The organism is Thalassotalea coralli (genome assembly GCF_055786205.1).
In genome coordinates, this window is record NZ_JBVVBK010000004.1 from 184,886 (window position 1) to 198,801 (window position 13,916).

The following is a 13,916-nucleotide window of genomic DNA, read 5'->3' on the forward strand; positions in this document are numbered from 1 at the left end:
AATATGTTGCAAGAGGGTGTTGTTCGCTTTGATATGAAAGTGGTAACACCACCGAATGACTCTGGCTCAGTTTGGAAATTTAAAATTGAAGCCGGAGATGCAACTTCCGCGGTAGAGCTTGACTTAACCGCTAGCAATGAGGGGGCCGCACCAACAACAGGTGTGTGGCAAACCTATACTTTTTCACTACTTGATCTATTTGACGCTGGCTTAGACGTAAGTGCTATCGATGTCGTCATGGTTTTCCCTGCTTGGGGAACCGGCAATGGTGCTGTGTATCGCATTGATAATGCAATGATAACAACGCCTTAGATTGCCAAAAAGTCTGGGGTGGTAAATCGCTGCTCCTTAACAAGTATTAAAACAAGTAGGGTATAACAAGATGAATAATCAATTTTCAAAAACGCGCGTTGCTTTAGCCTTAACGGCTGCCATTGCGAGTTCAAGCCAAGTGTTGGCACAAGAATCAAACGATTTAACACCAAAAGAAAGTGAAACAGAAATTATTGAAGTAACAGGTATTAAAGGAAGCTTGATACGTTCAATGAATCTCAAGCGAGATATGTCTGGTGTTGTTGATGCCATTTCTGCAGAAGAAATGGGTAAGTTCCCCGATACCAACTTAGCTGAATCGTTGCAGCGCATTACTGGTGTATCGGTAAGCCGTAGTAATGGTGAAGGTAGTCAAATCACTGTTCGTGGTTTCGGGCCTGATTTTAACCTAATTACGTTGAATGGCAGACAAATGCCTGGTACAGGTAACACGCGCTCTTATAGCTTGGAAAACCTCGCCTCAGATGGTGTTTCTGCACTAGAAGTTTATAAAACCGCTCGCGCTGAAAACCCAAGTGGTGGGTTAGGTGCTACCGTCAACATCGTTACACGTAAGCCGTTAGCGAGCCCTGGTGAGAAATATAGTATTTCGGGTAAAGCCATTCATGACACGTCAAATGTTGAAGGATCAGATGTAACACCTGAGTTTTCTGCTCTTTATTCAAATACATATTTGGATGATAGTTTTGGTTTTGCTTTTTCGTTTACGCATCATCAACGCGACTTTCAAAAGCAATCAGCTAATATACAAGGTTGGCAAGCCAATGTCGCGCTACCGAGCAACTTAGATGATGACAAAGTGATTGATCCTAGAGCAATAGATGACGAAGGCAACCGCATCGGCAATCACTTTTTTCCACGTGATATGAATTATGGAATCGAGAATGTTGAGCGCGAACGTACCAATGGTCACGCCGTTGTTCAATATGCACCAATAGACGACCTTATTTTAACCCTCGATTATGTAAGAACTGAGGCTGTTACTGGTTCTAATTCGATCGGTTGGGGTATGTGGAATGATTACGGTGGCAACATCAATGCTTATGAATTAGATGAAAATGGTACTGTGATTTTTGCCGATATCAGCGGTAATGATGGTTCGTTTACCGCTTCTCGAGGCACTACTGAAGTAAAAGAAGAGTCGATAGGTTTTAATGCTGACTGGCAGATATCTGATACTTGGTATGCAAGTTTTGATTTTCATAGTTCATCGAGTGAAATAGATAACGGTAAAGACCGTGGTATGGGTTCTCATGGGTCATTAGTTCTAGGTTCAGATCAACTAACCACCAAAACCTATGATTACCGAACCGGTGAAATTCCACATGCTCTTATTTATTGGAATAACGGTACCACTGAATTACAAGCCAGTGAGATGGATTCGCACTTTAGCCAATTTATTCATTCACCAGGGAAGTCTGAAATTGATCAGGCGCAGCTAGATGTTGCTTGGGACAACACGGTATTTGATATTCCGTTGACTCAAGTAAAATTTGGTGCAGCTTATACAGATCAAACCATGAGTGGTTCAAATGCCTGGAGTGGTTTAATTGGTGGCTTCCTGTTTAATCCATCTTGGCCAGAAATTTTTCCTGACGGCATGTTTATTCGCCATGATACTTCAGGGTTTCTTGATGCATTTGCAGGTGGTGGTAGTGGTTTAAATCCTAACTATTATTACACTTTTGACTTTGATGAAGTGGTGGCGCGCTCTGAAGCGTTTTTAACCAATGAAGTCTTAGGTGGTAACGATTACTTTGCAACAACAGCCTATCACGATATGGGGACATATGCTGAAGGCTCTGTACAAGAAGAAACGTTAAGCTTATACGTTCAAGCTGATTTTGAGTTTGATATTGGTGACTATCCAGTTGAATTAAATATTGGTGTTCGTTATGAAGAAACCGATGTTACCAGTAAAGTACTGCAAGATGTGCCATACGCAGTTTGGTGGAAAGGTGGTAGTGAGTGGCATACCCAATACCTTGATGGTGATACTAACTTCCTTACCCAAACAGGAAGTTATGACGTATTCCTACCTATGATGGATTTAAAAGTAGACATTACTGATGATCTAGTCGGGCGTGTTTCTTGGGGTAAAACCATTACCCGAGCGCCTTTAGGTGACTTAGCGGGTGTTCGCAGTTTATCAGGCAGCCCTAAAATTGGTTCGAGAAATGGTAGCGAAGGTAACACTAGCTTAAAGCCATTTGAGTCGACTAACTTTGATTTAAGCCTTGAGTATTACTACGAAGAAGGTAGCTACGCTGCAATTGGCTACTTTAGAAAAGATGTAGAGAATTTCATCGGTAGTCAAATAGTCTCTACTACCATCGAAGGGTTTCATGACATCTATCAAGGACCTCGCTGGGATGCTGCCGTTGCAAGTATCGAAGCGCGTGGCGAACAAGCAACTAACGATGCTATTTTTGCTGAAATTCAGGCCAATGGCTCAAGTTTAAATGATCAAGGTTATTTAACTCCTACCTCGAACGACCCATTAATTGTGTGGGATATTAGACGCCCATTTAATGCGCCTGATACTAAAACGGTTGATGGATTTGAGATTGCTGCTCAACACCTTTTTGGTGAAAGTGGATTTGGCTTAGGTGCAAATGCAACCTTTGTTGATGGCGATGTTGAATTCGACATAGATAGCTTAGAGCAACAAACGCCGCTAACTGGCTTGAGTGATTCAGCTAACTTCCAAGCTTTCTATGAAAAAGATGGTTTATCTATCAAGGTGACATACGCGTGGCGTGACGAATATCTCATTGGCGTTGGTCAATCTCAAGGTTCGTCTGATAATCCACCGCAATTTGCTAAAGCCTTTGGTCAGTGGGATCTGAGTATCAACTATGATATCGACGAAAATACTACGGTATTTTTTGAAGGCATCAATATCAATGATGAAACGGAGCAAGGCTTTGGCCGTTATGAAGAGCAGTTCTTATACGCTCGTCAGTATGGACCAAGGTATGTGCTAGGCGTGCGATATAGCTTTCAGTAAATCGTATAGGCAGGGAAGATTAGTTTTCCCTGCCACCTAGTTGATTCAATACGTTTCTTGATTATCTCGATAGAATTTAGGAGCTTGTCTTATGGCTAGCGTATCTTCTGGTGAAACTCCAAACGTTAAAGCTACGGTGAACACTGCAAATGTCAGTTATACTTTTGCTTTAGGGGCGCTCACCACCTTATTTTTCATGTGGGGCTTTATAACTTGCCTCAACGATATTCTTATTCCTTATCTAAAAGCTGCGTTTGAATTAAGTTATGCGCAAGCTATGATGATTCAATTTTGCTTTTTCGGTGCCTACTTTATTGTTTCCATTCCTGCTGGCGACTTGGTTGCGCGCATCGGTTTTCAAAAAGGCATAGTGACAGGGCTATCTATTGCAGCACTTGGTTGTTTAATGTTCTTTCCTGCTGCGATACTAGAAATTTATGCCGTATTTTTAGTGGCTCTTTTTATTTTAGCTGCGGGCATAACCATTTTGCAGGTGTCGGCAAATCCTTATGTTAGTGTACTGGGCCCAGAAAGAACGGCTTCATCTCGGTTAACTATGACCCAAGCATTTAACTCGCTTGGAACAACCGTGGCTCCTTTTTTTGGCGCTTATTTGATTTTTTCATCAGGCGGACAGCATGGTCAAGCAGGGGATGCCAGCGCTGTGCAACTCCCATATTTGATTCTAGCAGGCGCTTTAGCGGTGCTAGCTCTTGTGTTTGCTAAATTGAAATTGCCGCAGTTGGGACAAGTAGAACACAGTGATTCTAGTTATGCGTCAGCTCTAGCATTCAGGCATTTAAAGCTTGGTGCAGTAGCAATCTTTTTATACGTAGGTGCTGAAGTTGCCATTGGTAGCTTTTTGGTAAACTTTTTAAATGACCCTGCTATTGCAGGCATGGAAGAAGCAGAAGCTTCTCAGTATATCGCTTATTACTGGGGCGGAGCCATGTTAGGTCGATTTGTCGGCGCGATTGTGATGCAGCACATTTCGGCTGGCAAGGTGTTAGCATTTAATGCTGTTGTCGCCATGATGTTAGTTATTGTTGCTATTAACACGCAAGGTAGTCTGGCAATGTGGTCAATTCTAGGTGTTGGATTATTCAATTCAATCATGTTTCCTACAATTTTCAGCTTGGCAATTAATGGCTTAGGTGAACATGCAAGTAGAGGCTCGGGTGTCCTCTGTCTAGCTATTGTTGGTGGTGCTGTAGTGCCATTGATTCAAGGTCTTTTAGCCGATGGTTTTGGCTTACAAATATCGTTTATTTTGCCTGCTCTTTGTTATGTCTTTATCGCTTATTACGGCGCAAAAGGCTCAAGAGTTGATAGCAAGGTTTACGCAACGCCAAAGGAAAACTAGACTAATGAAAACTACTTTAATGAAGCCTATAAAAAATTCTGCCATTGGCGTGTGCATTTTACTGAGTGTAACTGCCTGCCAAACCAGTGAAGAAAACACTAATAGCGTGGCAACTATGACTGAAAATAATATAAATATCTGGCCACAGATAAAATCTGAAGTTAAAGCTGATCCCGCAATCGAAGCGAAAGTTGACGCTTTGCTATCGAAAATGACGCTGCAACAAAAAGTTGCACAAATGATCCAACCAGAAATTCGCGACATTACCGTTGAAGATATGAGGAAGTATGGATTTGGTTCTTATCTTAATGGTGGTGGTGCTTTTCCAAATAATAATAAGCACTCTACGCCTGCGGATTGGATAGAACTCGCGGAAAAAATGTATCAAGCGTCGATGGATACTAGTCTAGATGGTATAGCTATTCCTACAATGTGGGGAACTGATGCAGTGCATGGGCACAACAATGTGATTGGTGCGACTTTGTTTCCACATAACATTGGTTTGGGCGCGGCAAACAATCCTGAATTGATCGAGCAAATAGCGCAAGTTACTGCCACTGAAGTTATGGTTACAGGGATTGATTGGGTTTTTGCTCCAACAGTTGCTACTGTACGCGACGATAGATGGGGAAGAACATATGAAGGTTATTCAGAAGATCCTGAAATCGTAAAAGCCTATGCCAACGCAATCGTAAAAGGGTTGCAAGGACATGCTGACAAAGATTTCCTTGGTGATCGTAGAGTTATCAGTACGGTTAAGCACTTCATTGGTGATGGTGGTACTGTTGATGGTGATGATCAAGGGGATAACCGCGCCACGGAACAAGAGCTGTTTGATATTCACGCTCAAGGTTATGTCGGAGGTCTTACGGCTGGTGCGCAATCTGTGATGGCTTCCTTTAACAGTTGGCATGGTAAAAAAATTCATGGAAGTAAGTATTTGCTTACCGATGTACTCAAAGAACGCATGGGGTTTGACGGCTTTGTTGTTGGAGATTGGAATGGCCATGGACAAATTCAAGGCTGCGAAAACCATGATTGTCCACAGGCAATTAATGCTGGTTTAGATATGTATATGGTACCCACTGATGCTTGGAAACCTTTAATGGAAAACACCATTGCGCAAGTGAAATCTGGCATTATTGCTCAATCGAGAATTGACGATGCGGTTAAGCGAATTTTACGTGTTAAATTCAGAGCAGGGCTATTTGATAAGGCTAGCCCTGCAAACCGTAAGCTATCGGGTAAGACTGAATTAATCGGTGCTCAATCACATAGAGCACTGGCGAAAAAAGCGGTTAGAGAGTCTTTGGTTCTCTTAAAAAACAAAGCAAGCATTTTACCGTTATCACCAAACCAAAAAGTATTGGTCGCTGGTGATGGCGCCAATAACATTGGAAAACAGTCGGGCGGATGGACAATAACATGGCAAGGCACAAATAATACTAATGCTGACTTCCCAGGTGGTAGTTCAATCTATGATGGCATTAAAAGCCAAGTAGAGCTGGCTGGTGGTAACGTAGAGTTAAACGAAATAGGCGACTTCTCTAAGAAACCTGATGTAGCGATAATCGTTTTTGGTGAAGAGCCTTATGCTGAAGGGCATGGTGATCGCGCAAATTTAGCTTACCAAAGAGGGGCTCAGAAAGATCTTGCCTTGCTTAAAAAGCTAAAGAGTCAGGGTATTCCGACTGTGTCTATTTTCATTAGTGGCCGCCCTATGTGGGTCAATGCTGAGCTTAATGCCAGTGATGCGTTTGTTGCTGCGTGGCTTCCTGGCTCAGAAGGCAGTGCTATTGCCGATGTGCTGTTTACAGACACTAAAGGGGAAATTCAGTATGACTTTACTGGTAAGCTGTCTTTTTCTTGGCCGAACCACCCTGATCAAATCGTAAACCGTTTTGATGACAACTATGATCCATTGCTGCCATATGGTTTTGGCTTGTCCTACCAAGATGAAAACGTGTTATCTGATGAATTGACAGAAACAATTGATAATACTGGTAAAGAGCAGCAGCAGGCGCAGTTGTTTAACGGGCAGGCGCTATCTCCTTGGCAATTAGTGGCTTTAACGAAAACGGGTATGCAACCAGTGATGGCAAGTACCCTGCAAAGCGACAATTTGTTTTACCGTACTGTAGACCGTAACGTACAGGAAGATGCGTTTAAAATTACCATGAGTGAAGGTATTGAAGCAGGTGTTGCACTCACCAGTGCTAATGGCTTTAGAGAAGATTTATCTCAATTTGTAGAACAAGGCGCAGGGTTAGTTTTTGCAGTCAAAAAAAGCTCTGCTCATATAGATTTATTAAATGTCGGTATAAGTTGTGAAAGCATAGGAGATGCACCAGGTTCATGTTCTGGCTCTATATCTTTGGATAAAACCCTCAACAATTTGCAGCAAGGTGTTTGGCAAGATATTGCTATTCCACTAAGTTGTTTTGTCGAGCAAGGCGTAGAGTTTGATAAAATTGTCACACCTTTTAAGCTTTCTTCAGTTAAGTCGAATGCTATTGAAGTAAGCGACATACGAATTACCCAAATTAGCGACAAACATTTGACTGTTACTTGCCCTTAGTAGGAAAAGGTTCAATCAATTCTCCGAATTGGGTCTTAATGTTTAATTAGGCTGCTACTTATTGTAAGTGCAGCCTTTTTTACATCTGTCCAATATTGACTCTTTTCCCTAATCATCTTTAGTTGCGATGTTGAGCATTTTTAAATAGTGGCACGGGCTATGCATTATTGATAGCCAAGGGCTAGTTAAACGAAGGTTTCGTCAGAAGTTAGCTATCTTTCTAAGAATAAGTAGTACTTGGAGGCAGTAATGAACCATTTAGTAAAAGTAATATCAGTTGCGATTTTGTTAATATCTTCAACCAGTGTGTCAGCGTCATTAATCGCCGTGATGGATGAAAGCGCTCAATATACTCATCAGATTAATCAGAGCTTTGAAGAGTTCTACAATTATGGCGGTAAGTATGACAAGTCAGGCGCAGATAAGTACTCTAGTAATACCGGCTTTGAGGTAAGCGACTATTTGACACTCTTCTTTGTAGAAAACTTAAATAAAGAAGTTGCTCTATTTGGCCTTATTGACAAAGCTAACGATAAATCTTCAGGTAATTTATTGCTGAATATTCATGTGAATCAGGGAGATGCCAGCAAGTTAAGTTTTCTATTAATAGATGATTCTGGTGATATCAAACGTAAAAATACTGATTTGGACGCAAGTGATAACGCTTGGGACATTGAGTGGAAGTGGGCAAAAAACTATTCGGATGGTTTTATACTGACTGGCTTTGAGCAAGACGATTATCTACTGTCGTTTTCAAGCGATAAATACAAAGGCTTAGCTGGTATAAAAACATACTCGTTTTTAAATCCTGGATTACCTGGGTTAGTAACTCCTCCTGCAAATATTACTGTTAGTGAGCCACATGCGTTGTTACTTTTCTCGTTATCTATTCTTGCGTTGTTAGGGTTAAAAGGCAGAAAGCAATAATTTGCATTTTGCAAAGCGAAATGCAATGCGCTTTGCAAATCTCTCAATAGTTTACCGTCATCGAAAAGGCTGATCTCAGGGTTAACTTTGTTGCCAGTGCTTGAAGCCTTTTTCTTTTTCTTTCCTCTTCTACATGTATTTTTATCGCCTTGGTTTTTAGTAGTGTATGACAGCGTTGTCATTTTGAGTGTAGAGTGATAATGTAAAGATAAAGCAACTAAGTGCTTAATCGATTAAGGCAAAAAAGGGCGTGCTATACGACTTTAGTTGAGTAGGCGAAAGCAAAGTCTTGCTATAAGATGTTGCAATATAATATTAGAACAATAAGCTGTGGCAGTTCACAATAGTGGTCAACCACAATAAAAATCTCAAGTGTTTAAAGTTTGAAGGACAGATCATGCAAGAATTGAAAAGTCGTTATCCTGTGTTAGAGCGTGCAAAGGCGCATACACATATCGATGCTGCAACATACGATGCGATGTATAAGCAGTCTATTGAACAGCCAGAGGTATTTTGGGCAGAGCAAGCTAATAATTTTTTAGATTGGTATAAACCGTTTGAAAAGGTAACAGATGTTGATTTAGCCTCGGGCCATATTAAGTGGTTTGAAGGCGGTCAGCTCAATGTAAGCTATAACTGTATTGATCGTCATTTACCTGCGAAAGCAAATGACGTTGCGATTATCTGGGAAGGCGACAACCCTGAAGAAGATTTAAAGGTTACGTATCAAGAACTGCATGATCACGTTTGTCGTTTCGCTAATTTGCTAAAAGAGCGCGGTGTTAAAAAGGGCGATCGCGTTTGTATTTATATGCCAATGATCCCTGAAGTGGGTTATGCAATGCTGGCGTGTGCTCGAATTGGTGCAATTCATTCTGTGGTCTTCGGTGGCTTTTCTACTGAGTCTATACGTGCACGTATTGATGATGCAGATTGCCAAGTAGTGATAACTGCTGATGAAAGTTTACGTGGCGGCAGAGTGATCCCGCTTAAAGCAAATGTTGATGCGGCAATTGCTGATTGTCCAAATGTACATTCAGTTATCGTTGTTGAGAGAACTGGCGGTGACGTTAATTGGAATGACAAGCTTGACGTGAAATACCAGGAAGCGGTGGCTAAATTACCTGCAGTTTGCGAACCAGAGGTAATGGACGCAGAAGACCCATTATTTATTCTTTATACGTCAGGCTCAACAGGCACGCCAAAAGGCGTACTTCATACCTGTGGTGGCTATTCGCTTTACGCAGCCATGACACATAAGTATGTGTTTGATTACCGCGATGGAGAAATATACTGGTGTACTGCCGATGCGGGTTGGATCACTGGTCATTCTTATATTTTCTACGGACCACTTGCAAACGGTGCAACTACCTTAGTATTCGAAGGTGTGCCTACTTACCCTGACGCAGGCCGCTTTTGGCAGGTTTGTGAAAAGCACAAAGTTAACGTCTTTTATACCGCGCCAACGGCGATTAGAGCGTTAATGAGTGTTGGCGATGACTATGTAACTAAGTACGACTTATCTGATTTGCGTATCTTAGGTACTGTAGGTGAGCCAATCAATCCGGAAGCATGGCACTGGTATTACGAAGTTGTCGGTGGCTCAAATTGCCCGATAGTAGATACTTGGTGGCAAACAGAAACGGGCGGTATTTTAATTACTTCTCTGCCAGGTGCTGTTGATATGAAACCTGGTGCAGCCGGTAAGCCTTTCTTTGGTGTCAAACCTGCTTTATTTGATAAAGATGGCAATACCCTAGAAGGTGAAAACCAAGGCTTGTTAGTGATGACTGGTAGCTGGCCGGGTCAACTTCGCAGTGTTTATGGTAATCACGAACGTTTTATTGACACATATTTAAGCCAGTACCCTGGTAATTACTTTACTGGTGACGGCGCTAAACGTGACGAAGATGGTTTTTATTGGATCACCGGTCGTGTTGACGACGTGTTAAATGTATCTGGTCACCGATTAGGTACAGCTGAAATTGAAAGTGCTTTGGTATTACACCCAGCAGTAGCTGAAGCTGCCGTTGTTGGTTATCCACACGAAGTTAAAGGGCAAGGCGTATATGCCTATGTTACCTTGATGGCTAATGCTAGTGAGTCGGATGAACTCAACAAAGAGTTGATAGAATTTGTCGCGAAGGAGTTAGGCCGTTTTGCTAAACCAGATTACATTCAGTGGGCTCCTGGCCTTCCTAAAACACGTTCAGGTAAAATTATGCGTCGTATCTTACGTAAGATTGCTGAGAATGATTTAGGAACATTAGGTGACACCTCGACACTCGCAGATCCAGCAGTAGTTGATAACCTTATTGATAACCGCATTATTCACGGCGGCTAGTAGCTAAAAACAAAGTATTTAAGAAGCGCCTCAGGGCGCTTTTTTTGTTTCTGAAATTCTAAAGAACAGGCTTATAACCAATTTAATGAAATTGATCATAAAAAAGTCATTGACGTGTCTTGTATAGAGTGTAAGATATTCATTACAAATTGAGTAAACAAAAGTTTACAGTTTGAATTTTTAATATGATTGATGATGAAAACACATAAAGCACACTTTTATTATTACACCTCATTCTTTTACTAAGCCGACCGCTTAGCTACTTTGTATTATTCTTAATCTATACTCGCTGGAAAAAATTTAAGGGAAAATTATGTCTGCCAATGTTACTGCTATTAGTAAGCCAAAAAGCTCATTAAATGATATTCATGTAAATTCTGAAGAAGTATTAATTACACCAACTGAATTACGTGAAGAATTGCCGCTTTCACAAGCTGGTCGTGAGTTTGTTATTAATGCCCGCAAAGAAATCGCTAATATTATTCATAAGAAAGATCACCGCCTGTTAGTGATCAGTGGCCCATGCTCTATTCATGACGTTGAAGCAGCAAAAGAATACGCGACACAGCTAAAAGCATTACATGAAAAATATAAAGACACTATGTACATTGTCATGCGTGTTTACTTTGAAAAACCACGCACAACTGTTGGTTGGAAAGGATTAATTAACGACCCGCACATGAATGGTTCTTTCGAAGTTGAACAAGGTCTTCGTAAAGCAAGAGAGTTGTTATTACACTTAACTGAATTAGAGTTACCATTGGCTACTGAAGCGTTAGATCCTATCAGCCCGCAATACTTAGCAGAGCTATTTAGCTGGTCGGCGATTGGTGCAAGAACTACCGAATCGCAAACTCATCGTGAAATGGCAAGTGGACTCTCAATGCCAATTGGTTTTAAAAATGGTACAAATGGCAGTTTAGATGTGGCAATTAATGCAATGCAATCGGCGGCGTCTTCACATCGCTTTATGGGGATTAATCGCCAAGGCCAAGTATCGTTAATTAAAACCTCTGGTAACCCAGATGGTCATGTCATTTTACGTGGCGGTAAAAAGCCTAACTTTGATGCGCAAAGCATCGCTGAGTGTGAACAAGAGTTAGCAAAAAGTAATCTAGAGCCAGGTATTGTTGTTGATTGTTCACATGGGAACTCGAACAAAGATTACCGCCGTCAACCGATTGTTGCACAAGATGTGTTTAATCAAATTATTGATGGCAACAAGTCAATTATCGGTATTATGTTAGAAAGTCACCTAAACGCTGGAAATCAAAGTGCTAATTTAGACAAAGAGCAGTTAAAATATGGTGTATCGGTGACTGACGCCTGTATCGACTTTTTAACGACAGAAGCACTTATTGACGATGGTGTTCAGCAAATTGCTAAAGCGCTTGAAAAGCGTGTCGGGAAATAGATTTATTTATGGATAAAAAAAGCATAGAACCACAATTAAAGGTGCTACGAGATGAAATAGACGACGTAGATAGCCAGCTAGTTGCTTTGCTGGCTAAACGTCGCGAGATTACCACCAAAGTTGGTGAACTTAAAAGCCAAGTCGGTATGCCAATTTATGCACCCGATCGCGAGCAACAGCTTTTTAAAGCACGTCGACAGCAAGCAGAAGATAATGGTTTATCAGGTGATTTAATCGAAGACATATTGCGTCGTTTAATGCGCGATTCCTACAATAGCCAAGACGCTAGTGGCTATCGATGTGTTAATCCTGCGTGTAAAAAAGTGGTCATTGTTGGTGGTGGTGGGCAGTTAGGTCAAGTATTTGTAGACTTGTTTAGCCGCTCTGATTATCAAGTCGAAATACTTGAGCATAGCGATTGGCCACGAAGTGAAGAAATTCTTGCTGGTGCTGGTTTGGTTATTGTAGCCGTTCCTATTCGCCTAACAGCAAATATTATTCAGCAGTTAAAACACTTGCCACAAGACTGTATCCTTGCCGATATAACCAGTATAAAAGAGTCGCCTTTGTTTGAAATGATGAAGGTACATAAAGGTCCTGTTGTTGGCTTACATCCAATGTTTGGTCCTGATGTTACAGGTTTAATCAAGCAGACTATTATTGTTTGTGATGGTCGAGAACAAGAGAAATATCAATGGTTACTTGAGCAATTTGGCGTATGGGGAGCAAAAATTTACCCAGTGTCTGCTCATGCTCACGATAAAGCCATGTCTATGGTGCAGGTGATGCGTCACTTCTCTACTATCGCTTACGGTTATCACCTGATGACTGAAGGTTCAGATATATCACAACTCGTGGAAATGAGTTCGCCAATATATCGACTAGAACTCGTGATGGTTGGTCGTTTATTTGCGCAAGATCCTGTGCTTTATAGCGATATCATATTTGCCAACCGAGATAATGTTGCCATGATGAAACGTTTCGCTTATCGCTTCTTAGAATTGCTTGAAGATGTTGAGCTGGCAGATAAAGATGCGTTTGTTACTATGTTTAATCAAGTCTCTGATTGGTTTGGTGATTATGCTGAAATCTTTTTACAAGAAAGTAAAGGCATGTTATTAAAGGCTAACGAACTTAAAAAATAACGTGGCACATGAGAAAATCTCGTATCCTAGCAACATTACTGATGTTAAGTGGTGTTGCTGTCGCTGGCTGTAAATCGGTTAGTGATGAACAACCAAAGGTTGGTGATATTTCTGAGCAAGAATTGCTGACTACCTTTCCTATTTTTAACCAAGCATATGACGCCTTTTCTTTGTCAGAGCAGGAAAAGCGTACTATTGATACTTGGCCTGAAAACCTAACTATAGATGTATACTTTGGTACTTGGTGCCATGACAGCGAACGTGAAGTACCTAGGTTACTTAAGCTGCTGGACTATTACCCGAGCGAAAAGTTAACTATGGTAGCGTTAGATTATCAAAAACAAGACCCGAAAGGCTTAGCTAAACAAAATGGAGTGCGTTTTACGCCCACTATCATTATTAAACTTGAGGGCGTTGAGGTAGGTCGAATTATTGAAAGGCCTGCATCTAACATGATTGGCGCTATTGATTTAATGATAAAAAAACACCTCAGTTAATGAGGTGTTTTAGGTATTGAATTGTAGTTAGAGCTGATTACTTCTCTTCTTCATCTCTAAAAATACAGTGCTTAGCGTAATCTGCAGCTTCATTCGATGTCCAGTCGCCTTTTGGCTTTTCATCCATATCTTCGCACCAAGCCTTTGAGCCTACTTCTGGAGCACAAGCCGACACCAACAAACAGCAGGTGATGGCAGTTAATAATTTCTTCATTTCTTTTCCTTTTTTATGAGACATAAATTTTGTTGAGTCGGCCTAATATCGAACGATGGTCTTTATTGAACCTCGATAAGGGCCTTTTCTA

Annotated in this window: 9 protein-coding genes; 8 read left to right on the forward strand and 1 reads right to left on the reverse strand. The window is 41.2% G+C overall.

Going from position 1 to position 13,916, the window contains the following annotated elements; translation table 11 throughout:
* Positions 1-382: 382 nt before the first annotated feature.
* The 8 genes from ACOB80_RS11840 (at position 383) to ACOB80_RS11875 (ending at position 13,611) form a co-directional block, all read left to right on the forward strand.
* A complete protein-coding gene (locus ACOB80_RS11840) occupies positions 383-3,343 on the forward strand; it encodes a TonB-dependent receptor (protein ID WP_473166043.1) in 2,961 nt (986 codons plus the stop codon).
* Between the two features lie 91 nt (positions 3,344-3,434).
* Positions 3,435-4,706 carry a sugar MFS transporter gene (locus tag ACOB80_RS11845; RefSeq protein ID WP_473166044.1) on the forward strand — a complete coding sequence of 424 codons (1,272 nt, stop codon included), beginning with the start codon at positions 3,435-3,437 and terminating at the stop codon, positions 4,704-4,706.
* Positions 4,707-4,710: 4 nt separating this feature from the next.
* Positions 4,711-7,284: a glycoside hydrolase family 3 protein gene (locus tag ACOB80_RS11850; RefSeq protein ID WP_473166045.1), complete on the forward strand. Its 2,574-nt coding sequence runs from the start codon at positions 4,711-4,713 to the stop codon at positions 7,282-7,284.
* 249 nt (positions 7,285-7,533) lie between these two features.
* Positions 7,534-8,211, forward strand: coding sequence for a hypothetical protein (locus tag ACOB80_RS11855; protein WP_473166046.1), 678 nt, complete (start codon positions 7,534-7,536; stop codon positions 8,209-8,211).
* A gap of 397 nt (positions 8,212-8,608) precedes the next feature.
* Positions 8,609-10,555, forward strand: a complete 1,947-nt coding sequence (gene acs / locus ACOB80_RS11860) for an acetate--CoA ligase (protein WP_473166047.1) — start codon at positions 8,609-8,611, stop codon at positions 10,553-10,555.
* Positions 10,556-10,868: 313 nt separating this feature from the next.
* The gene (locus tag ACOB80_RS11865) at positions 10,869-11,969 is read left to right on the forward strand and encodes a 3-deoxy-7-phosphoheptulonate synthase (protein ID WP_473166048.1); all 1,101 of its coding nucleotides are present in this window, start codon (positions 10,869-10,871) and stop codon (positions 11,967-11,969) included.
* Between the two features lie 8 nt (positions 11,970-11,977).
* Positions 11,978-13,114 (forward strand): bifunctional chorismate mutase/prephenate dehydrogenase, encoded by a 1,137-nt coding sequence (gene tyrA / locus ACOB80_RS11870; protein ID WP_473166049.1) that lies wholly within the window; start codon positions 11,978-11,980, stop codon positions 13,112-13,114.
* A gap of 8 nt (positions 13,115-13,122) precedes the next feature.
* Entirely contained in the window at positions 13,123-13,611 is a 489-nt protein-coding gene (locus ACOB80_RS11875; RefSeq protein WP_473166050.1) for a thioredoxin family protein, read from the forward strand.
* Positions 13,612-13,648: 37 nt separating this feature from the next.
* On the opposite strand, the gene ACOB80_RS11880 is transcribed toward ACOB80_RS11875, so the two are convergent.
* Positions 13,649-13,825: a DUF3012 domain-containing protein gene (locus ACOB80_RS11880; RefSeq protein WP_473166051.1), complete on the reverse strand. Its 177-nt coding sequence runs from the start codon at positions 13,823-13,825 to the stop codon at positions 13,649-13,651.
* Positions 13,826-13,916: the final 91 nt, after the last annotated feature.